Here is a 21,714-nt window from a genome sequence, read left to right on the forward strand (position 1 = left end):
CCCACTTCTAACTTATCAAAGGTTTGGTATTTCTATACTCTCCCAATACTTTAAAATATTCAGCCATAATGGCTAATAACGATTTTGCTTTGGCATAATCTTCATATTTTTCAAAAGTAACATCCACGAAAAAAGAATATTTCCAAGGCGTTTCAATTTTTGGCAACGATTGAATTTTAGTCAAATTCATTTTACAATCGCTCATTACATTCAAAACCGCTGCTAAACTTCCACGTTTATGGTCTAATTCGAATTTTAAAGAAGCTCTGTTTATTTCGTTTTCTGGAACAAATGAATTCTCTTTATTAATAATAACAAAACGAGTCATGTTATTTTTTATCGTTTGAATTTCGGGAGCCAAAATTTCTAAACCATACATTTCAGCAGCTACTTTACTCGCAATTGCCGCCACTCCTTTTAATTGATTTTCCTGAATTCTACGAGCAGTTTCAGCCGTATCTTTATCTTCAACTAATTTAATATGCGGGTATTGTTTTAGGAAATCCATACATTGCAATAATGCCATTGGATGCGAATAAACTTCTTTAATATCAGCAATACTTTGTCCTTTTAATGCCATCAAATTTTGATGAATTCTCAAATAATGCTCTCCTATAATATGTAAATTATTCTTATCGATTAAGGCATAATTTGGAATAATTGGACCTGCAATAGAATTCTCTATAGCCATTACTGCCTGAGCTGATTTTCCTGACAAAAGACTATCTACTAATTCGTCAAAAGACAAACACTCATCTACAACTACATCCTGATCATAATATTCCTGAGCAACCTGATGATGAAAAGAACCTACTATACCTTGTATCGCAATTTTTGTTTCCATTTATTCAAAAAAAAATCCTGATTTTCATCAGGATTGTATATTAGTTTTATTTGTTTATCTTATATTTTCAAATTACCATAGCACAATCCTTATCTCTCGCTAAAGAAATAAAAAGAAGTACTAAAATAGAAACGGTTATTTGACATTTGATATAGAATTATCTGTAAATATTTTTTTTTACTTTGCAAATGTAGAATTAATTTTTAATTCAGCAAAAAATATTTTGCATTTTGTACAAAAAAAATAAAGCAATGGTTTTTCTGTTTATTTTTGCTTTAAATATCAAAGAAACATGTCAATAGAAGTTAAAAATATATCCAAAAGTTATGGTGACCAAAAGGCATTGGACAACATTTCATTTTCTATAAAAAAAGGAGAAATTGTGGGTTTTCTGGGACCAAATGGCGCTGGAAAATCAACCTTAATGAAAATATTGACCACCTATCTTGCTGCCGATGAAGGAAAGGCCTTGGTTAACGAGCAAGACATTAATAATAATCCAAAAGCAGTTCAACTTTCTATCGGTTATTTGCCAGAGCACAATCCACTATATTTAGATTTATACGTGAGAGAATATTTGGCTTTCAATGCTGATGTTTACAAAGTAGCTAAATCTAGAATCGACGAAGTAATTCAATTAACTGGTTTAACTACCGAAAGTCATAAAAAAATAAGCCAACTATCTAAAGGATATCGCCAACGTGTAGGATTGGCTAATGCACTTCTTCATAATCCCGATGTATTAATTCTGGATGAACCAACAACAGGATTAGACCCAAATCAATTATTAGAAATACGCAATGTGATTAAAAATGCAGGAAAAGACAAAACTGTTTTTCTTTCTACCCATATTATGCAGGAAGTAGAAGCGATTTGCGATCGTGTAATTATTATTGACAAAGGAAAAATTGTTGCCGACAAAAAATTAGACCATTTAATATCCGAAGATAAACAGCAAATTATCGAAGTGGAATTTGATTATAAAATTGAAGAACAAGCTATCGCTAAAATCGAAAACTTAATAACTTATAAAAACACCCATGATATGACCTGGGAACTGACTTTTAAAGCTGACAAAGATATGCGTCCTACGGTTTTTGACTTTGCCAACGCGAATGGACTAAAAACACTCCAACTCAATCAAAAGAATAAAAATTTGGAAGCTATATTTAGAGAGATTACTAAATAGTTGGTAGTCTTTAGCAACCATTACACTTAAAACAATAACTATTTGATTTTAAATACATAATAACTCGCTAATTTATTTTATTCCATAACTTTGTAAAAAACACTCGCTATGAATGCAAAGAAAAAAAATATCGTGAAAGAACCTACGGAGATTTACGAAGCTACTTCAAAAACGAGAGTTCTCTCAGAAGAATTGAACCCAATATTGATTCAATTGATAGAGAAATCTAAAAAAGAACATGAGCAAGGTTTGGATTTATCGCATGAAGAGGCAATGCAAAAAATTAAATTAAAATTCCCTTCATAGAATGCTATATAAACTCAATTGGAGTTCTACTTCGATAGATTCTTATATTGAAGAGATGGAATTTATTTTATTAAAATGGAATTTAAAAGAAGTAGAAAAATTCAGCACACTCGTTGAAAAAAGTTTACAAAGATTATCCAAAAATCCAGAGATAGGCATCTACAATAAAAGTAGTAATGTTTATAGTTTTGTGATTTCAAAACAGACCACTTTATATTACAGCGTTAACATTCAAACAAAAAACATTGCATTACATGTTTTTTGGAATAACCTCAGAAACCCTAATGACTTAGCGAAATTATTATAACAAAAAAAGCATCATTTCAATTTGAGACGATGCCTTTGCTATATAAAATTGTTTATAGTTCTAAAACAACTGACTGGCTATTTGATGTATATTATCTGATTTTCCCATCGAATAATAATGCAAGCAAGGAACTCCAAATTCAATTAACTCTTTAGATTGCTGAATTGCAAATTCCACACCTATCTGGCGAACTGCGGCGTTGTCTTTAGCATTTTCAATTTCGCTAATTAAACTCTCTGGCATATCCAACCAAAAAACTTGTGGCAACAATTGCAAATGGCGCTTTACTGCTACTGGTTTGATTCCCGGAATAATTGGTACTGTAATTCCTATTGCGCGGGCAGCTTCAACAAATCGGAAATAACGTTGATTATCAAAAAACATTTGAGTCACAATATAATCAGCACCAGCATCTACTTTTTCTTTCAGTCTTTTCAAATCGGCTTCTAAACTTGGTGCTTCAATATGCTTTTCTGGATAACCGGCTACACCTACGCAAAAATCAGGTGCATTTGCAATTGGTAATTCACCATGCAAAAACTTCCCTGCATTCATCGCTTTGATTTGCTTCACTAAATCTACCGCATATTGATTTCCTCCAATAGTAGGTTCGAAATATTTTTCGCCTTTCATAGGATCTCCACGCAAAGCCACTAAATTATCAATGTTTAAATATTGACAATCTACTAATAAATATTCGGTTTCTTCTTTGGTAAAACCACCACACAACACATGCGGAATAGCATCAACACCATATTTATGTTGGATAGAAGCACAAATTCCAACTGTTCCTGGACGCATACGTGTAATACGACGATCAAAAAGTCCATCTTTTTCGATATACACATACTCTTCTCTCGAAGTCGTTACATCAATAAATGGCGGTTTAAATTCCATTAATGGATCAATATTTACGTATAAATCATTGATATTACTCCCTTTTTGAGGCGGAACAATTTCGAAAGAAAACAAAGGTTTCCCTTGTGCGTTTTCTATATGCTGCGTTACTTTCATTCTAAAATTATAAGTTATAAATTATGAAATATGAGTTGAAAATCTGAAATTAAAAATCGTTAATCAACAATCATAAATCAATTAATCTGCAATATTAGGACTCAACCATCTCGTAGCTTTGTCTGTCGAGATACTTCTTCGTTTAGCGTAATCAATTACCTGGTCTTCTTTTATTTTCCCAAGTCCGAAATACCTACTTTCAGGATTAGCAAAATAATAACCCGAAACTGCCGCTGCTGGCCACATAGCCATACTTTCGGTCAAAGTTACTCCAATTTCTTCTTCTACTTTTAACAATTTCCAAATGGTTGGTTTCTCCAAGTGATCAGGACAAGCTGGATATCCTGGTGCTGGACGAATTCCAGCGTACACCTCTTCAATCATCGCTTCGGTTGTTAAGGTTTCATCTGGAGCATAACCCCAAATTTCTTTACGGATTTGTTCGTGCAAATATTCGGCGAAAGCCTCAGCCAAACGATCTCCTAAAGCCTTAACCATAATCGAGTTATAATCATCTAAATTATCTCTGTATTCATCAGCCCATTCATCTACTCCAAAACCTGTCGTTACACAAAAAGCACCCATATAATCGGTCACTCCATTGTCTTTTGGCGCTATAAAATCAGCCAAAGCGATATTTGGAGCTCCTTTCGTTTTTTGTGCCTGCTGACGCAAAGTCAAGAATTTCTCCAATTCTTTTCCGTTTTCGTCATACAACTGAATATCATCATCATTCACTTGGTTCGCAGGGAAAATTCCGTAGATTCCTTTAGCAGTGAATTTCTTTTCTTTCAAAATTACTTCCAACATTTCTTTGGCATCCGCAAAAACAGAAGTTGCTTGTTCTCCTACCACTTCATCGGTCAAAATTGCAGGATATTTTCCAAACAATTCCCAAGTTCTAAAAAATGGTGTCCAATCAATATAAGGCACTAAAACATCCAAATCTACTTCAAAACTTTTTGTTCCAATGAAATTTGGTTTCTTAGGCGTATAATTTGCCCAATCCAACTGCAATTTATTCTTACGAGCGTCTTCAATCGTTAAGAAATTTTTATCTCTCGAACGATTTAAAAATGTTTCTCTAAAAGCATCGTATTCTTCACGAATACCAGCCATATAAGTTTCCTTATTCTGATCTAATAAATTCCCAGCTACCGTTACCGCTCTCGAAGCATCATTAACATGTATAGCCGTAGCGCGATATTGTGGTGCAATTTTCACGGCAGTATGCGCTCGCGAAGTAGTTGCTCCACCAATCATTACTGGAATAGTTAGATTTCTTCTATCTAATTCTTTGGCTAAAAACACCATTTCGTCCAGCGAAGGCGTAATCAAACCACTCAAACCTATAATATCAACTTCATGTTCCAATGCTGCTGCAATAATTTTTTCAGGCGGAACCATTACACCAAGGTCAATGATTTCATAATTATTACAAGCCAACACCACCGAAACAATATTTTTTCCAATATCGTGTACATCCCCTTTTACGGTTGCCATTAATATTTTCCCGTTTCCTTCTTTGTCTCCAACTTGTTTAGCTGCTTCAATAAATGGCAACAAATAAGCCACCGCTTTTTTCATTACACGAGCCGATTTTACTACCTGTGGCAAAAACATTTTTCCTGAACCAAACAAATCCCCAACAACATTCATTCCTGTCATTAAGTTGATTTCGATTACTTCAATTGGTTTTGCAGCCGCTAATCTCGCTTCCTCAACATCTTCTTCAATAAAAGCATCAACTCCTTTTACCAGCGAATGTGTAATTCTTTCCTGTACCGTTCCAAAACGCCATTCCTGAACTTCTTTTTCATTGGTTTTTGGTCCGCCTTTTACATTTTCAGCAAAATCTAACAAACGCTCAGTAGCATCATCACGACGGTTCAAAATCACATCTTCTACATGCTCCAATAAATCCTTCGGAATATCGTCATAAATGGTCAACATCTCTGGGTTTACAATTCCCATTGTCATTCCGTTCTTGATAGCATGATACAAGAAAACCGAGTGCATTGCCTCTCTTACCGTATCATTTCCACGGAAAGAAAACGAAACGTTACTCACACCACCACTGATGTGGGCGTGTGGTAAATTCTCTCTCACCCATTTAGTTCCTCTAAAAAAGTCAAGCGCATTCAAACGGTGTTCTTCCATACCAGTTGCCACTGGAAATATATTCAAATCGAAAATAATATCCTGTGGAGGAAAACCAACTTTATCTACCAAAATATCATACGAACGTTGGCAAATTTCAACTCTACGTTCAAAATTATCTGCCTGACCTACTTCGTCAAAAGCCATGATAATTGCCGCAGCTCCGTAACGTTTTATTAATTTAGCATGATGAATAAACTGTTCTTCACCTTCTTTTAGCGAAATCGAGTTTACCACACATTTTCCTTGTGCTACTTTCAATCCTGCTTCGATAATATGCCATTTCGAACTATCAATCATAATAGGCACACGGGCAATATCGGGTTCGGCAGCAATCAAGTTTAGGAATTTCACCATTGCATATTCACCATCAAGCATTCCCTCATCCATGTTAATATCGATGATTTGCGCTCCTCCTTCTACCTGTTCCTTAGCAATACTGAGTGCTTCATCGTATTTCTCCTCTTTGATCAATCGAAGAAATTTTCTAGATCCTGTAACATTTGTACGCTCTCCAATGTTTACAAAAACACTTTCGGGCGTAATAATCAAAGGTTCTAATCCCGATAAAACTAAATTTCTTCTTGGTTCTACTACTGCCATTTTTTTATTTTATTTTTTTATGCCAACGAAATAAATTCCGTTTTCATTCATCATCTTATTTCATCAACGGATTAAAATCTGTTGCTACAAAATGCATCGTTCCTACGGAACTTTATTTTTTTATTCGTCCAAGTCATTGCGAGGTACGAAGCAATCTCGTCATGTTATGTCCGTTATGTGATTCCTCATTCTTCGGAATGAAACATACTAAACCTTTTATTTTTATTCCATTTTCCTTTGCGGGCACGAGCGGGACGCTCGCGCTAGCTGGGGCTGTCTGGTTAAAACTTGTCTTTTTAAAATAAACCTAAAAACTTCTTTCTTTTAGACTCAACATTTAAATCTTTTGGCAATTCATTTTTAATACCAAAATCATAGTTATATTCAGGATAACATATTTTAAAGGCATCAATTAAATATAAGTTTTCAAAACCATTTTTATCTTTAACAGGTGTAAATCCTAATTCTATTGATTTCTTTTTTAACACACTCCATTTAATTTCAGAACTTTCAATTTTATTCAAATTAATTACATCCAATATAGTTGCAACTTCTTTATTTTCATGCATTAATTGATGTTCGGCTTTTATATAATAATTACCATCTTTAAAATTTATATTTAAATCTCCATTTTGGATATCACTGTACCATCCACAAATCCATAACTTATACTTATAATCTTTTGGGAGAATTTTAATTAAATCACTAATTATAGATTGGATTAATTCAATATGTTGATCTGGTTTTCCATCAGGATGCAATATTATAGATAGGAGTTCTTTTTTAAAAGTGTAATAAAATAATTTCCCATATAAACCTCCATCTTTATATTCTCCATATTTCTCAGAAGAATAATTTATTACTAATTCATCCAATAAAGCAAAATATTTCTCTTCCATTTTACACTTTTTATTTTATTCTACAAACTCGCTGTTGAAACTCTCGGCTTGTATTTTGCTGCTGCTTCTGCAATCATTCGAATATGATCTGGAGTTGTACCGCAACAACCACCAATGATATTTACTAAACTGTCTTCTAAATATTCTACAATAAAAGCCTGTGTTTGTGCTGGTGTTTCGTCATATTCTCCAAAGGCATTTGGCAATCCGGCATTAGGATGTGCTGAAATATTGAAAGAAGTATTATGAGACAAAGTCTGTAAATACGGTTTCAACAAATCGGCTCCTAAAGCGCAATTGAACCCTACACTCAACAATGGAATATGCGATACCGAAATCAAGAATGCTTCTACCGTTTGCCCTGAAAGTGTTCTTCCAGAAGCATCGGTAATAGTTCCTGAAACCATGATAGGAATATCAATATTGCGTTCGTCTTTTACTTCTTCAATAGCAAAAAGTGCTGCTTTAGCATTTAGCGTATCAAAAATAGTTTCAACCAACAATAAATCGCAACCACCGTCCATCAAAGCCTCTACTTGTTGTTTGTATGCAATGCGCAAATCATCAAAAGTTACGGCTCTGTATCCTGGATCGTTTACATCTGGAGACATACTCGCCGTTCTGTTTGTTGGTCCAATAGAACCAGCAACAAAACGAGGTTTCTCTGGATTTTCAGCAGTGAATTCATCAGCTACTTCACGGGCAATTTTCGCCGATTCAAAGTTCAATTCGTAAACCAAATCCTCCATGTGATAATCGGCCATACCAATAGTTGTCCCTGAGAAGGTATTGGTTTCCACAATATCAGCTCCAGCCTCAAAATAAGCGGCATGCACTTCGGCGATGGCTTTAGGCTGTGTTAGTGACAACAAATCATTGTTTCCTTTAAGAGAATGAGGAAAATCTTTGAAACGTTCACCTCGAAAATCATCTTCCGAAAAATTGTAACGTTGCAACATGGTTCCCATAGCTCCATCGAGAACGAGTATTCTTTTTTTGATTTCTTCTTGAATGCTTGGCATAACTTCTATTTTTTTTTGCCGCTAAGACACTAAGGCGCAAAGCTTTTGTTTTTTTATTCTCCAAAAAAAATCACTATTCCCAGCTATTTAGCCCTGATGGAAGCGAATATCCTATTGTATTCGCCACAAGCGAATGCAATAGATAGCAGCGAACAGCAGGAATCCATTTTTACTGATAAATCCCTAATCTTTCGCTCCTAATTATTTTTATAATTTGGAAATGCAAAGTAAAGCAATAGCCTTACCACTTGCAAGTAGTAAGGCTATTTATAATTGTAAACAACTGTGTGTTTTAGTTGATTGCTTTTACGACTGCTTTTGGTGCTTCTTTACGTGTTCCGTCAAATCCGTCAACACCTGAAACTGTTGTGTATTTTAATACATAACGTTTTCCTGGATTGATGATTTGGTAAGCCGCCTGACACATTAAAGTTGCCTCATGGAAACCACAAAGAATCAACTTTAATTTTCCTGGATATGTATTGATATCACCGATAGCAAAAATACCTGGAATGTTAGTTTGGTAATCCAAAGCATTGTTTACTACAATAGCATTTTTCTCGATTTCTAATCCCCAGTTTCCAATAGGACCTAATTTAGGCGTTAATCCGAAAAGTGGAATAAAGTAGTCACAATCAATTTTACGGTGTGCTCCGTTTTCATCTAAATCAATAGATTCTACGTGCTCTGCTCCGTTGATACCAACTACCTCAGCAGGAGTAATCATACGAATTTTCCCAGCGTCTTTCAATTCTTGTACTTTTTCCACAGAATCTAAAGCACCACGGAATTCATTACGACGGTGAACCAAAGTTACTTCTGAAGCTACATCAGACAAGAAAATACTCCAGTCTAGTGCAGAATCTCCTCCACCAGCAATAACTACACGCTTGTTTCTGAATTCTTCTGGATCTTTGACAAAGTATTTAACTCCTTTGTTTTCATAGAAATTAATTCCGTCAATTAATGGTTTTCTTGGTTCGAAACTTCCTAAACCACCAGCAATAGCAATTACTTTAGCGTGGAATTCTGTCCCTTCATTTGAAGTTACAATAAATGTACCGTCTTCTTGTTTTTCGATAGTTTCAGCACGTTCACCTAAAGTAAAACCTGGCTCAAACTGCTTGATTTGCTCCATTAAATTATCTACTAAATCACCAGCTAATACTTCTGGAAAACCTGGGATATCGTAGATTGGTTTTTTTGGATATAATTCTGAAAGTTGACCACCCGGTTGTGGCAACGCATCTAGGATATGACATTTTAATTTCAATAATCCTGCTTCAAAAACGGCAAATAAACCAGTTGGACCGGCTCCTATTATAAGGATATCTGTTTCAATCATTTTGTATTGACTTTGGGCTTTTGGTTCTAAACCTTGAGCTGTTATTTATAATAATTCTTAATAATGCAAAGAAACGAATAATTACGGCTATTTGAAATATTTATAACTATTCTTTTCTTAAAAAAAATTTACTCTTTATTCTTAAGCGATTGGGTGATTTCGTTCATTTTTTGAACTTTTTCTTCGAAGTCGCCTTTTAAAGTTTTGCGATAATCATTTAGGTTTTGCACCATCTGATTGATATCCTCTGGAATTACTTCTTCAAAAAACTCTCGCAAGCGTTTGGCTGTTGTAGGCGATTTTCCATTGGTAGAAATAGCAATTTTGACATTTCCTTTGGTTACAATTCCTCCTAAATAATAATCACATAAATCAGGTGTATCAGCAATGTTACAAATCAAATATCGCTTTCGAGACAACTCATAAACCCTTTTATTGACTTTTAAATCATCAGTGCAAGCAATAACCATGTTGCGCTTTTTCAACATTTTTTTCTTGAATTTTTTCTTAGTTAATTTCACAGAAGGATGTGCTGCTGCAAGACTAACTAATTCATCTAAAAAATGCGGAGCTACCACTTCGACTTTTGCATTAGGACTTGATTTGAGTAAAAAAGATAACTTTTCTAAACCTACATTTCCTCCCCCAACAATAAGTACGCTAAGGTTGTGCAACTTTAAAAATATAGGATACAACTCATTGCGTTCTTGCGCTTCCGATTGTAAACTACTCTGGTTTGTATCTTTAATTTCACTCATGATTTTATGATTATGCTTTAGCTAAATCAGCGGCTCTGTATGCTTCTAATTTTTCGAAAAACGTAATCGCTTCTTGAATGTATTGTTTAGCAAAAGCTTCAGAAGGCTCATTTTTATTGATTTGGTATACTAATTCTTTAAAAGAAGTTCCTAATTCAATTTTGTTTCCTTCAACAAAAACAGTATCAAATGAATCAATGATTCCAGCATGAGTGTTTGTTTTTTGTTTTTCAGCTAATAATAAAGCTTTCGCTCCATTTACAAAACCAGCATAGGCTTGATAGATAGAATCTGACCATTTTCCTTCGGCAAAAGATTCTTCGGCAACGATTAATTTATCTTTAGCTTCGTATAATAATGTTGCCACCAAGTCAATAACAACACCAGCACATTCTCCTACTCCAACTGCTTTTACGTAGTTATCAGCATTACCCCAATCTACAAAATCAGCTTCGGTAAGATTAGTTACATCTGCTAATGGTTTTAAGAATTCATAGAAATATTTCTCTCCTTTAGCATCATAATAATCTAAAAATTTAGTTCCGTTAGCATTCGCTTCAAAATCATTTAAGATTAGACGTAAAGCTTCAGGTCCACGACGGCTAGGGATTTTGATTACTTTATCGGCAAAACGACCGTTTCCGTTTCCTAAAATTCCACCACCTAATAATACTTGTAAAGCGGGTGCAACTAATTTCCCAGAATTGATTGACATTCCCTGGAAACCAATTTCAGCCATATTGTGTTGACCACAAGCATTCATACAACCACTAATTTTAATAGTGATTTCTTTGTTGTTTGCAAATTGTGGATATTCAGCTTTTAACACTCTTTCTAATTCATCAGCAATACCTGTACTACTTGCAATACCTAAATTACAAGTATCTGTTCCAGGACAAGCTGTGATGTCTCCAATAGTATCATAACCCAAATTAACCATTTCTAATTTGGCTAACTCCTGGTAGAAGAATGGTAAATTTTCTTCTTTAATATTACGAATCACAATGTTTTGACGTAATGAAAAACGCAATTCATTTGCTCCATAATTTTTAATCAAATCAGCTAATAATCTCGCTTTATCAGTATAAAAATCTCCTAAAAGAACTTTTACTCCAATAGCAACATATCCTGCTTGTTTTTGAGCAATTACATTTGATTTTTTCCAAGCTTCAAAAGCAGCAACATCATCAATAGTAACTGTTGGTACTTCTAATAAAGGCTCAGCAATTGGTCCTTCAAAAGCAGTAGTATCAATTTCATAAGAATGGAAAGGCAATGCTTTTTTCTCTTCTTCTACCAAACGCAAGAATTCATCACGTCCTAAATCTTTGATTAAGAATTTCAAACGTGCTTTTAAACGTTTTGCTCTTTCGCCATGACGGTCAAAAACACGAATTACACCTTCGGCAGTTGGAATAATTTGGTTAACCGGAACAAATTCAGAAAGCAATTCAGCGTGAGAAGGTTGAGAACCTAATCCACCACCAAGCATAATTTTGAATCCTTTTTGTCCATCTACTATTTTAGGAATAAATCCTAAATCATGTAAATAACTCAAAGCTGTATCTTTATCTGACGAAGAGAATGAAATTTTAAATTTACGTCCCATTTCCTGACAAATTGGGTTACGCAATAAATATTGGAACAATGCGTGAGCGTAAGGTGTTACATCAAACGGTTCATCAACATCAACTCCTGCTAATTCACTTCCTGTAATATTACGAACTGTGTTTCCACAAGCTTCTCTTAAAGTAATATCATCTTTAGCTAATTCAGACCAAAGTTCTGGCGTTCTATCCAAACTTACATAGTGAATTTGGATATCCTGACGCGTAGTTATGTGTAAACGTCCTGTAGAATATTTATCTGAAACTTCAGTAATTCTTCTAAGCTGTTCACTAGTTACTTTTCCGTAAGGCAATTTAATACGAATCATTTGTACGCCTTCCTGACGCTGACCGTAAATACCACGAGCTAAACGAAGACTACGAAAACGTTCGTCATCAATTTTTCCTCCACGGAATGCGTGTATTTTTTTCTCTAAATCGATAATCTCTTTTTGGACAATCGGATTTTCTATTTCTGTTCTAAAACTTTCCATTTCTTTCTACTTTTATCCTCCCCCCACCCCCTCCAAAGGAGGAGGAGACTGGGCGGAACTTGATTGTGTTATATTCTGCTTTTTGATTTCATAACAAATAAACTCTATGAACTACAAAGTTTATCTACAATCTCCTCCTCTTCGCCGCGGCAAAAAGGCTGGGGTGGAAACTATTTTATAAATCCTACTCCAGCAGTTGTATTAGTTGTTGGATCAATTAAAATAAAAGCTCCATTTGACTTGTTCTCATCATAAGCATCAAAATACAAAGCTTTGCTTAATTTGATATTTACTTCACCAATTTCGTTAATTGCCAATTGAGTCGCTGGAGTTGTTCCAGAATAATCTGTTGCAATTACGTTCTTGATGCTATCCACTTTTGCCAAAACTCTATTCGTATTATGTTGAACTAAATATTTAGTTCCAGCAACTAACTTTTTGCTGTCCATCCAGCAAATTGTTGTAGTGATATCTTTTTCTATCTTAGGCAACTCACCTGATTTTACAATCATGTCTCCTCTAGTAACATTGATATCATTTTCTAACTCAAGAGTAATAGATGAACCCGCAACCGCCTCATCAAATTGTTTATCAAAAAAGCGAATATTAGTTACTTTAGATTCTGTCAAAGAAGGAAGAACTGTTACTGCATCTCCTACTTTAATGTTGTTTCCGTATAATTTTCCAGCATATCCTCTAAAATCGTGGTATTCTTCTGTTTTTGGACGAATTACGGTTTGAACTGGAAAACGAGCTTTTCCATTATCATATACATCTTTTGATTCTAAAGCTTCTAAATGCTGCAAAATAGTTTGCCCAGTATACCAAGGCATTTTTCCTAAACTTTCCACAACATTATCTCCTGTTAATGCACTCAATGGAATATAACTTACGTTTTGTTCTTTGTATGAACTCTTAGCATTCAATGCTTGGAAATCAGCTTTGATTTTGTTGTAAACTTCTTCAGAATAATCAACTAAATCCATTTTGTTTACTGCAACAATCACATCTTTTACTCTCAATAAATTATTGATAAAAAAGTGACGGTAGGTTTGCTCAATTACTCCTTTACGAGCATCAATCAAAATGATAGATACTTGCGAAGTCGAAGCACCTGTAACCATGTTACGCGTATATTCTACGTGACCTGGAGTATCGGCAATAATGTAACTTTTCTTAGCAGTAGAAAAATAAATGTGCGCTACATCAATCGTGATTCCTTGCTCACGCTCAGCAACTAATCCATCAGTAGCTAACGAAAAGTCTAAATAATCATATCCTTTTTGTTTACTACTTTTTTCAATTGCTTCTAATTTATCTGTAGTTAACGATTGTGTATCATACAATAATCTTCCGATTAGTGTACTCTTTCCGTCATCTACACTTCCTGCTGTTGCTATTTTTAAAACTTCCATTCTAATATTTTGTTTCAGGTTTAAAATTTCAGGTTCTTTCGAAACTTAAATCTGTATGTTTTTTTGATTCTTCTAACTTCTAACTCTTAACTTCTAACTTCTTAAAAGTATCCTTGTTGTTTTCTTTTTTCCATTGCCGCTTCCGAACGTTTGTCGTCAATACGAGCTCCACGTTCAGAAATTGTAGATTGTCTAATCTCTCCAACTACTTCTGAAATTGTAGCAGCATAAGAATCTACAGCTGCTGTACAACTCATATCTCCAACAGTTCTAAAACGAACAATTCTTTCTTCAATAACCTCATCTTCATCTTGGAAAACAAAAGGAGAATGAGACCAAATCATACCATCTCTTAAAAATACTTTACGTTTGTGTGAAAAATAAATAGATGGAATTTCAATTTGCTCTTGCTCGATATAACTCCAAACATCTAATTCTGTCCAGTTTGAAATAGGGAACACACGTACGTTTTGACCCAATTCAATTTTACCATTCAATAAATCAAACAACTCAGGACGTTGGTTTTTCTCATCCCATTGACCGAAATCATCACGAACAGAAAAAATACGTTCCTTAGCTCTTGCTTTTTCTTCATCACGACGCGCTCCACCAATACAAGCATCAAATTTAAATTCTTCGATAGCATCTAAAAGTGTTGTAGTTTGCAAACTATTTCTACTTGCATAACGACCTGTTTCTTCCACTACTTTTCCTTCGTCAATAGCATCCTGTACATTACGAACAATTAACTCTAAACCTAATTCTTTTACTAATCTATCTCTAAATTCTATAGTTTCAGGAAAGTTATGTCCCGTGTCAACGTGCAACAATGGAAAAGGGATTTTAGCTGGAAAAAAAGCTTTTTGTGCTAATCTCACTAAAGTAATTGAATCTTTTCCTCCTGAAAAAAGCAATACTGGCTTTTCAAATTGAGAAATAACTTCTCTGAATATGTAAATCGCTTCGCTTTCTAAAGCATTTGTTTTTAATACTGAACTTATCATTTTTCTTGTTTATTTGGTAATTTGTTTATTTGATTAATCGGTTAAACGATTAAACACATAAACGATTAAACTTTTATTTTCCGTGTAATCCACACTCTTTATGGCTTTGTTCCCAATACCATCTTCCTGCTCTAATATCTTCTCCTTCGGCAATTGCTCTGGTACAAGGCGCACACCCTATACTTACAAATCCTTTTTTATGCAAGCTGTTTTGTGGTACATTATTATCATCAATGTATTTTTGAACTTCTTCCAATGTCCATTTCAATAACGGATTGAATTTTACGAGGTCAAAATTAGCATCATATTCAAACAAATGCAAATCGCTTCTGTTTTCTGATTGTTCCGCTCTTAATCCTGTTATCCAAATTTTATTTCCCGCCAATGCTTTTTTAAGAGGTACTACTTTACGGATAAAACAACATTCTTTTCTGTTTTCAACTGACTCAAAGAAACTATTTGGACCTTTTTTCTCTAACAATTCTTCAACTGCCTTCGCTTCTGGAAAATAGACTTTAATAAGTGTTTTGTATTTTTTTTGTGTCCTATGAAACACATCGTAGGTTTCCTGAAACAAACGACCTGTATCAAGAGTAAAAATAGTAATAGGCGCTTCAGATTTTGCAATTATCGCAGTAATCACCTGATCTTCCTGCCCAAAAGAAGTTGAAAAAACCACTTGATTTTTATACTCATTAGCCAAAAAAGCAAAAGTTTCCTCAATAGAGAAATCTTTGGTTTTTTCTAACAATGTCTGAACTATAGCTGTACTCATTTTATTTTTTATTTATCACAAATCTATTACCCTATCGGTTTAGTAGATTACTCCGCAAAAGTAATACTTATTTCTATATTACAAAACAATATATCAGTTTTTTTACTATTCGAAAACAATAGCTATCAATACTTTACATCTACATGAAAGAAAATCAATCTCTATTTTTAATTTAAAGCTATCTTCAAAGCCAGTAAAACTGAAATTTTCGGCAAATATAGCTTTATTTATTAAAATATTTTTACAAACTCTACCTTGCCTATAGGATTATTATAAAATAATTGTATTTTTGCCAAAAAAATTATGTTATGGACTTTCAAATAGGATTAGTTATTGCAGGATTAGCAGTAGGTTTTGTAGTAGGATTAACAGGCGTAGGTGGCGGTTCTTTAATGACTCCCATCTTATTATGGTTTGGTATCCCACCAACTACAGCTGTTGGAACCGACTTATTGTATGCCGCTTACACTAAAATGGCCGGAGTATTTGTCCACAATAAAAAGAAAAATATCAACTGGAAAATTACAGGCTGGCTTTCATTAGGAAGTATTCCTGCTGCTCTTTTAACCTTATGGATACTTGACAATATAAAAACAGATGTAACAACTATCAATAGGGTTATCAAATACAGTCTAGGATGGGCATTACTTTTTACTTCAGTAGCTATTTTATTCAAAACAAAGATTGCAAAATTTTCTAAAAAACACGCAGGAGATAAGTTTCATCACGAAAGTAAAACTCAAAACGTACTCACTATTGCTATTGGAATTATGCTTGGTGCGACTGTAACATTAACATCGATAGGAGCTGGAGCTTTAGGCACAGTGACTCTATTTTTCCTTTATCCGCTTTTACCAACACCTAAACTTGTAGGTACCGAGATTGCTCATGCTGTTCCCTTAACACTGGTTGCAGGTATAGGACATGCCTCAATGGGAAATATGGATTACATGCTATTGGGTCAATTATTAATGGGATCTCTTCCTGGAATTTTTGTCGGAAGTATGTTAAGTGGAAAAATTCCTGACTTGTATTTAAGAAACGCCATAGCCATCATGTTATTTTTTGCAGGATACAAATTGATTTTCTAAAATAAATAAAATAAAAAATGCCCCCTTTTCATTCAACAGAAAAGAAAGGGGGCATTTTTTCATATCAAAAGTTCTTAAAAAGCAATATCAGCCAGGGTATTGTTTTCTAAAATCATTAAGGTATTATCTCGCACTTCCATCATCAATTTGCGTACAGCACATACAGATTCATCGGTACAATCATCACAAGGTTCATAAAAATTATGACTGGCACAGGGCAATAAAGCAATAGGGCCTTCAAGAATGCGATACACCTTTGCCATATTAATATCCTTGGGTTCTTTAATTAAATAATAACCTCCGCCTTTTCCTTTTTTGGCACCCAAAAACCCAGAGTGACGCAAAAGCAGCAAAATACTTTCCAGAAACTTAATCGAAATATTCTCAGACTTCGCAATATCAGCAATAGCCACAGGAGTTTGATCTTCCTGGCGAGCCAAAAAAGTCAAAGCTTTTATTCCGTATTTTGTTTTCTTTGAAAGCATTATGATTTTTGATTGATGATTAACGATTGCTGATTTATGATTGAAAGAAAACCAACACTTCTTTATAATTACAACAAAAGTATATTTTAAAACTAAAGAATAATGAAGATTAACGATTGTGATGTACTAAAGTAAAATCTGCAATCGTTAATTTTCAATCTGAAATCCTTAAGAAAGCGCCTGTTCTAAATCAGCAATAACATCTTTTACCGTTTCTAAACCTACAGAAACACGCACTAAACCTTCACTAATTCCTACTGCTAATTTTTCTTCAACAGACAATTTACTGTGAGTCGTAGAAGCTGGATGCGTTACAATTGTTTTAGCATCTCCAATATTAGCCGAAAGCGAACATAACTTTATTTTATCCAAAAATGCTCTACCAGCATCAATACCTCCTTTGATTTCAAAAGCAATAATGTTACCTCCTAAAAGCATTTGCTTTTTTGCAATCTCATATTTAGGATGTGATTTCAAGAAAGGATATTTCACACTATTTACATTCGGGTGATTTTCTAAAAACTCAGCCACTTTCATTGCATTTTCACAATGTCTTTCTACACGAAGAGCCAATGTCTCAATACTTTTAGACAATACCCATGCATTAAATGGTGACATTGCAGGACCTGTGTTTCTAGAGAAAAGATAAATTTGACGAATCAAATCGGCTTGACCAACGGCCACACCTCCTAAAACACGTCCTTGCCCATCCATTAATTTCGTAGCCGAATGGATAACAATATGCGCTCCAAATTTAATTGGCTGCTGAATATAAGGCGTTGCAAAACAGTTATCAATTATTAAAATCAAATTGTGTTTTTTAGCAATTTGACCTAATAATTCTAAATCAACTACATCAACACCTGGATTAGTAGGAGTTTCAGCATACAAGATTTTAGTATTTGGTTTGATAAAACTCTCAATCGTTTCTGGTTGATTGATATCAAAATACGAAGTCGTGATATTCCATTTTGGAAAATAAGTCATGAACAAAGCATGAGTCGAACCAAACACACTTCCAGCGGATACAATATGATCTCCTGAACTCAACAATGCAGCAAAAGTAGAATAAATAGCAGCCATTCCTGTTGCAAAAGCATAACCTGCCTCAGCACCTTCCATAACACAAACTTTGTCTACAAACTCAGTGGTGTTAGGATTAGAAAAACGGCTGTAAATATTACGTTCTTTTTCTTCTGTAAAAGAAGCTCTCATGTCCTCCGCATCTTCAAAAACAAAGCTTGAAGACAAAAACAAAGGTGTTGAATGTTCTTGGTAATGTGTTCTGTCTATGTGTGTACGTATCGCTTGGGTTTCAAAACCAAATTCTTGTTCGTCCATTTTTTATTATTTTTACACGAATTGCACAAATTTGCACAAATTCATATTGTTTTAAATTTCACTAATTAAACAATCTAAAAAATTCGTTTAATCTGTTATTTCTATTCTTAAATTTTTGCTAATTCTACTCCGTTCAAAATTACTTTATAGTGAATGGTAGCTGTAGGCTCCACAGTTTTAGAAACCGAGCAATATTTTTCGAAAGACAATTGTGCTGCTTTAGCTGCTTTGTCTTCTTTAATATTTCCTTCCAAAGAAAAAACCACATGAATATCTTTAAAAGGTTTTGCTTCGCCTACTTGTACACGCTCTCCTTCAACCTCAGCTTTGAAAGAAGTAATTTCCTGACGTTGTTTTTTTAGAATCGAAATCATATCAATTCCGCTGCATCCAGCCACACCCATCAAGACTAATTCCATTGGGCTTGGCCCCATATCATTTCCTCCAAAATCTGGACGTGCATCTACATTTACTATATGCCCTCTTTCATTTTTCAATTGAAAGTGGAAGTTTTCGTTTACTCTGTCTAATGTTATTTTCATAATATTATTTATTTATGGAACGCGGATGAAACGGATTTCAAACGCGGATTTTTATTTTTTAAATCTAAAATCTGCAATCTTAATTCTGGAATCTAAATTAACTATCCTTTATCCGACAATCTCAAAATATCCCCAAAAACGCCTCTTGCCGTTACTGCTGATCCTGCTCCAGCACCTTGAATAACAATTGGTCGGTCTCCGTAAGATTCCGTGTAAATTTCGAAGAAAGAATCAGAACCTTTTAATCCGCCTAAAGCTGTATCCGAAGGAACTGAAACTAATTTTACTTCCAGATTTCCTTTGTCATTTTGTAAATCACCAGACAATTCACCTATGTATCGCAACACATGATTTGGTTCTTGTTCGCTTTTTATTTTATCATAAATTGGATCGAATTCTTTCAATTTATTCAAGAAATCGGAAACGTTTCCTTCACGTAAATGCTCCGGAATTAGATTCTGAATTGCAATTTCTTCAAACTCATTTTGCAAATCCAATTCTCTGGCCAAAATCAATAATTTTCTACCTACGTCATTTCCGCCTAAATCTTCTCTTGGGTCTGGCTCGGTATATCCGTTGTCAATTGCTTCTTTCAAGATATCACTAAAAGGAACATCTTTTGCCGAAAAATTATTGAACAAATAACTCAACGTTCCTGAGAAAACACCTTTAATCTTAGTAATATTCTCTCCCGAAAGATGCAATAATTTGATAGTATCAATTAATGGTAAACCTGCACCAACATTGGTTTCATACAAATAACTTTTTTGGTTATCAGTCAATACTTTTCTCAATTCTTTATAGAAACCATAACTCAATGTATTAGCCACTTTATTCGAAGAAATTAAATCAAAACCATTTTCTACCAAAGGAATATAATTTTCAACAAATGCAGCACTTGCCGTATTGTCAACCGCAATTAAATTCTCTAAATGATGCTCATTTGCGTAAGCGATAACATCATCAATAGTATAAGAGAATCCATTAGTTTGAATTTCGTTTGTCCAATTTGGCGTTACTCCATCTTTATTCAATAAAACGCTTTTAGAATTGGCTATGGCAAAAACATTCAGCTTAATATCTTTTCTTTTCTCGATAGCAACCGCCGATTCTAAAATTTGATTAATCAACGTTCCGCCTACTAATCCATGACCAAAAACAGCAATATTGATTTTTTTAGCCACTCCAAAAATCTCTCCATGAATAACATTTAATGCCTTATTCAATTCTGATTTTTTAAATACCAAACTCACATTTTTTCCTGTCACGGTATTATTGAACAAAATTGGTACAATTTTGTTGCGAATCAAAGCCGTATACGGTTTATGGAACGTACTCAAATCTTGCCCGATAATCGAAATTACCGCAACATCATCAGTCACCGAAATTTTATTAACGTCTTTAGAATAGAAATCATTTTCGAATTCTTTTTCTAATTCAATCATAGCTTTTGTAGCCTGAGATTCGGCAACAACTAAACCAATTCCTCTTTCTGAAGAACCCTGAGAAATAATACTTACACTAATATCATTATCACCCATTACTTTAAAAATACGGGCATCAACTCCTGTTTTCCCTAACAAACCTCTACCTTCAAGATTTACTAAAGCTAAATTTTCTAAAACCGAAAGCGTTTTAATTCCTCCTGTTGTTGAAGTTGCAGTTATTAAAGTTCCTTCATTTTCATGATTAAAAGTATTCAATATTCGCAATGGAATATTTTTTTCTAACAAAGGAATTATCGTTTTAGCGTGTAAAATTGTCGCTCCAAAATTAGCCAACTCATTTGCTTCGTTAAAAGTCAAATGATCAATTTTCTTAGCATCAGAAACTAAATCCGGATTGGCTGTATAAATTCCATCCACATGCGTATAATTCTGAAGTTCCTCAGCATTTAGATAATTTGCTAATAAAGAAGCAGTATAATTACTTCCATTTCTACCTAAAGTAGTAGTGACATTATTGTTATTAGAACCAATAAAACCAGTTACAACATTAACCGAAGCGCCATTTTCTTTGAAATACTGAATGACATTTTTCTTCGAAATTTGCTCTAGCGGTTGTGCATCTCCAAATTTTGAATCCGTTTTTAGGAAAATTCGAGAATCAGCAAATCGCGCATTGATTCCTTTTTCGATTAAAATTGCTGTTAATAATTTTGCAGAAAGCAACTCTCCAACCGAAAGAATCTGATCTTTAATTTTAGAACTATAATCTCCAATTAAACTTACTCCTTCGAATAATTTATCCAAAATAGCGAATTCTTCAGACAAATCAACTGCTGAATATTCATCTTGCTGGTATTGTTTGAATTTTTCAAGCAACACTTTATAATCTGCATTTTTAGCTGCTACACCTAGAATTTCTTCTAGCTCATCGGTTGCTTTTCCACGTGCCGAAACAACAATAGCAATTTCTTCTCCTTTATTTACTTTATCAGCTACTATAGAAACTACTTTATTGATTCCTTCGCCATTCGACAAAGATTTTCCTCCAAATTTTAATATTTTCAT

Annotated in this window: 19 protein-coding genes; 4 read left to right on the forward strand and 15 right to left on the reverse strand. The window is 34.1% G+C overall.

Annotated features, from left to right (window positions below; all coding sequences use genetic code 11):
* Window positions 1–7: 7 nt before the first annotated feature.
* On the reverse strand, window positions 8–844 hold the full coding sequence (locus tag AAGV33_RS00885) for a prephenate dehydratase (protein WP_373390017.1): 837 nt from the start codon (window positions 842–844) through the stop codon (window positions 8–10).
* 292 nt (window positions 845–1,136) lie between these two features.
* Here AAGV33_RS00885 and gldA point away from each other — a divergent pair, with 292 nt between their 5' ends.
* From gldA to AAGV33_RS00900, 3 genes are all read left to right on the forward strand, one after another.
* The gene (gene gldA, locus AAGV33_RS00890) at window positions 1,137–2,033 is read left to right on the forward strand and encodes a gliding motility-associated ABC transporter ATP-binding subunit GldA (protein WP_373390018.1); all 897 of its coding nucleotides are present in this window, start codon (window positions 1,137–1,139) and stop codon (window positions 2,031–2,033) included.
* Between the two features lie 108 nt (window positions 2,034–2,141).
* Complete coding sequence (locus tag AAGV33_RS00895; RefSeq protein WP_373390019.1) at window positions 2,142–2,339, forward strand: hypothetical protein; 198 nt, start codon at window positions 2,142–2,144, stop codon at window positions 2,337–2,339.
* Between the two features lies 1 nt (window position 2,340).
* Window positions 2,341–2,646, forward strand: a complete 306-nt coding sequence (locus AAGV33_RS00900; protein ID WP_373390020.1) for a hypothetical protein — start codon at window positions 2,341–2,343, stop codon at window positions 2,644–2,646.
* 60 nt (window positions 2,647–2,706) lie between these two features.
* Here the strand turns inward: AAGV33_RS00900 and metF are convergent, their stop codons facing one another.
* From metF to AAGV33_RS00950, 10 genes are all read right to left on the reverse strand, one after another.
* A complete protein-coding gene (gene metF, locus AAGV33_RS00905) occupies window positions 2,707–3,660 on the reverse strand; it encodes a methylenetetrahydrofolate reductase [NAD(P)H] (RefSeq protein ID WP_373390021.1) in 954 nt (317 codons plus the stop codon).
* A gap of 81 nt (window positions 3,661–3,741) precedes the next feature.
* Complete coding sequence (metH, locus tag AAGV33_RS00910; protein WP_373390022.1) at window positions 3,742–6,423, reverse strand: methionine synthase; 2,682 nt, start codon at window positions 6,421–6,423, stop codon at window positions 3,742–3,744.
* A gap of 296 nt (window positions 6,424–6,719) precedes the next feature.
* Window positions 6,720–7,322, reverse strand: coding sequence for a hypothetical protein (locus AAGV33_RS00915; RefSeq protein WP_373390023.1), 603 nt, complete (start codon window positions 7,320–7,322; stop codon window positions 6,720–6,722).
* A 20-nt stretch (window positions 7,323–7,342) separates the two neighbouring features.
* On the reverse strand, window positions 7,343–8,344 hold the full coding sequence (locus tag AAGV33_RS00920; protein WP_373390024.1) for a homocysteine S-methyltransferase family protein: 1,002 nt from the start codon (window positions 8,342–8,344) through the stop codon (window positions 7,343–7,345).
* Window positions 8,345–8,636: 292 nt separating this feature from the next.
* On the reverse strand, window positions 8,637–9,689 hold the full coding sequence (locus AAGV33_RS00925; protein WP_373390025.1) for an NAD(P)/FAD-dependent oxidoreductase: 1,053 nt from the start codon (window positions 9,687–9,689) through the stop codon (window positions 8,637–8,639).
* A gap of 128 nt (window positions 9,690–9,817) precedes the next feature.
* Window positions 9,818–10,447 carry a precorrin-2 dehydrogenase/sirohydrochlorin ferrochelatase family protein gene (locus AAGV33_RS00930; protein WP_373390026.1) on the reverse strand — a complete coding sequence of 210 codons (630 nt, stop codon included), beginning with the start codon at window positions 10,445–10,447 and terminating at the stop codon, window positions 9,818–9,820.
* 10 nt (window positions 10,448–10,457) lie between these two features.
* Entirely contained in the window at window positions 10,458–12,548 is a 2,091-nt protein-coding gene (locus AAGV33_RS00935; RefSeq protein WP_373390027.1) for a nitrite reductase, read from the reverse strand.
* 170 nt (window positions 12,549–12,718) lie between these two features.
* Window positions 12,719–13,963 (reverse strand): sulfate adenylyltransferase subunit 1, encoded by a 1,245-nt coding sequence (locus AAGV33_RS00940; protein ID WP_373390028.1) that lies wholly within the window; start codon window positions 13,961–13,963, stop codon window positions 12,719–12,721.
* 101 nt (window positions 13,964–14,064) lie between these two features.
* On the reverse strand, window positions 14,065–14,964 hold the full coding sequence (gene cysD / locus AAGV33_RS00945; RefSeq protein ID WP_373390217.1) for a sulfate adenylyltransferase subunit CysD: 900 nt from the start codon (window positions 14,962–14,964) through the stop codon (window positions 14,065–14,067).
* 76 nt (window positions 14,965–15,040) lie between these two features.
* On the reverse strand, window positions 15,041–15,742 hold the full coding sequence (locus tag AAGV33_RS00950; protein ID WP_373390029.1) for a phosphoadenylyl-sulfate reductase: 702 nt from the start codon (window positions 15,740–15,742) through the stop codon (window positions 15,041–15,043).
* 308 nt (window positions 15,743–16,050) lie between these two features.
* On the opposite strand from AAGV33_RS00950, the gene AAGV33_RS00955 reads away from it, so the two are divergent.
* On the forward strand, window positions 16,051–16,833 hold the full coding sequence (locus AAGV33_RS00955; protein WP_373390030.1) for a sulfite exporter TauE/SafE family protein: 783 nt from the start codon (window positions 16,051–16,053) through the stop codon (window positions 16,831–16,833).
* A gap of 74 nt (window positions 16,834–16,907) precedes the next feature.
* Here AAGV33_RS00955 and AAGV33_RS00960 read toward each other — a convergent pair whose 3' ends face one another.
* The 4 genes from AAGV33_RS00960 to thrA all read right to left on the reverse strand — a co-directional run bounded on the left by AAGV33_RS00960 (window position 16,908) and on the right by thrA (window position 21,714).
* Window positions 16,908–17,318 carry an RrF2 family transcriptional regulator gene (locus AAGV33_RS00960; protein ID WP_373390031.1) on the reverse strand — a complete coding sequence of 137 codons (411 nt, stop codon included), beginning with the start codon at window positions 17,316–17,318 and terminating at the stop codon, window positions 16,908–16,910.
* Window positions 17,319–17,486: 168 nt separating this feature from the next.
* Window positions 17,487–18,659 (reverse strand): trans-sulfuration enzyme family protein, encoded by a 1,173-nt coding sequence (locus AAGV33_RS00965; RefSeq protein WP_373390032.1) that lies wholly within the window; start codon window positions 18,657–18,659, stop codon window positions 17,487–17,489.
* Between the two features lie 107 nt (window positions 18,660–18,766).
* A complete protein-coding gene (locus tag AAGV33_RS00970) occupies window positions 18,767–19,201 on the reverse strand; it encodes an OsmC family protein (protein ID WP_035662433.1) in 435 nt (144 codons plus the stop codon).
* Window positions 19,202–19,302: 101 nt separating this feature from the next.
* The gene (gene thrA, locus AAGV33_RS00975; RefSeq protein ID WP_373390033.1) at window positions 19,303–21,714 is read right to left on the reverse strand and encodes a bifunctional aspartate kinase/homoserine dehydrogenase I; all 2,412 of its coding nucleotides are present in this window, start codon (window positions 21,712–21,714) and stop codon (window positions 19,303–19,305) included.

Origin of the sequence: Flavobacterium magnesitis (assembly GCF_041729735.1) — a bacterium.
GTDB classification, from domain to species: domain Bacteria; phylum Bacteroidota; class Bacteroidia; order Flavobacteriales; family Flavobacteriaceae; genus Flavobacterium; species Flavobacterium magnesitis.

Excerpts from the sequence above, each read along its gene's own strand:
- AAGV33_RS00885 (WP_373390017.1), bottom strand. The coding sequence starts at position 844 with ATGGAAACAAAAATTGCGATACAAGGTATAGTAGGTTCTTTTCATCAT.
- gldA (WP_373390018.1), top strand. The coding sequence starts at position 1,137 with ATGTCAATAGAAGTTAAAAATATATCCAAAAGTTATGGTGACCAAAAG.
- AAGV33_RS00895 (WP_373390019.1), top strand. The coding sequence starts at position 2,142 with ATGAATGCAAAGAAAAAAAATATCGTGAAAGAACCTACGGAGATTTAC.
- AAGV33_RS00900 (WP_373390020.1), top strand. The coding sequence starts at position 2,341 with ATGCTATATAAACTCAATTGGAGTTCTACTTCGATAGATTCTTATATT.
- metF (WP_373390021.1), bottom strand. The coding sequence starts at position 3,660 with ATGAAAGTAACGCAGCATATAGAAAACGCACAAGGGAAACCTTTGTTT.
- metH (WP_373390022.1), bottom strand. The coding sequence starts at position 6,423 with ATGGCAGTAGTAGAACCAAGAAGAAATTTAGTTTTATCGGGATTAGAA.
- AAGV33_RS00915 (WP_373390023.1), bottom strand. The coding sequence starts at position 7,322 with ATGGAAGAGAAATATTTTGCTTTATTGGATGAATTAGTAATAAATTAT.
- AAGV33_RS00920 (WP_373390024.1), bottom strand. The coding sequence starts at position 8,344 with ATGCCAAGCATTCAAGAAGAAATCAAAAAAAGAATACTCGTTCTCGAT.
- AAGV33_RS00925 (WP_373390025.1), bottom strand. The coding sequence starts at position 9,689 with ATGATTGAAACAGATATCCTTATAATAGGAGCCGGTCCAACTGGTTTA.
- AAGV33_RS00930 (WP_373390026.1), bottom strand. The coding sequence starts at position 10,447 with ATGAGTGAAATTAAAGATACAAACCAGAGTAGTTTACAATCGGAAGCG.
- AAGV33_RS00935 (WP_373390027.1), bottom strand. The coding sequence starts at position 12,548 with ATGGAAAGTTTTAGAACAGAAATAGAAAATCCGATTGTCCAAAAAGAG.
- AAGV33_RS00940 (WP_373390028.1), bottom strand. The coding sequence starts at position 13,963 with ATGGAAGTTTTAAAAATAGCAACAGCAGGAAGTGTAGATGACGGAAAG.
- AAGV33_RS00950 (WP_373390029.1), bottom strand. The coding sequence starts at position 15,742 with ATGAGTACAGCTATAGTTCAGACATTGTTAGAAAAAACCAAAGATTTC.
- AAGV33_RS00955 (WP_373390030.1), top strand. The coding sequence starts at position 16,051 with ATGGACTTTCAAATAGGATTAGTTATTGCAGGATTAGCAGTAGGTTTT.
- AAGV33_RS00960 (WP_373390031.1), bottom strand. The coding sequence starts at position 17,318 with ATGCTTTCAAAGAAAACAAAATACGGAATAAAAGCTTTGACTTTTTTG.
- AAGV33_RS00965 (WP_373390032.1), bottom strand. The coding sequence starts at position 18,659 with ATGGACGAACAAGAATTTGGTTTTGAAACCCAAGCGATACGTACACAC.
- AAGV33_RS00970 (WP_035662433.1), bottom strand. The coding sequence starts at position 19,201 with ATGAAAATAACATTAGACAGAGTAAACGAAAACTTCCACTTTCAATTG.
- thrA (WP_373390033.1), bottom strand. The coding sequence starts at position 21,714 with ATGAAAATATTAAAATTTGGAGGAAAATCTTTGTCGAATGGCGAAGGA.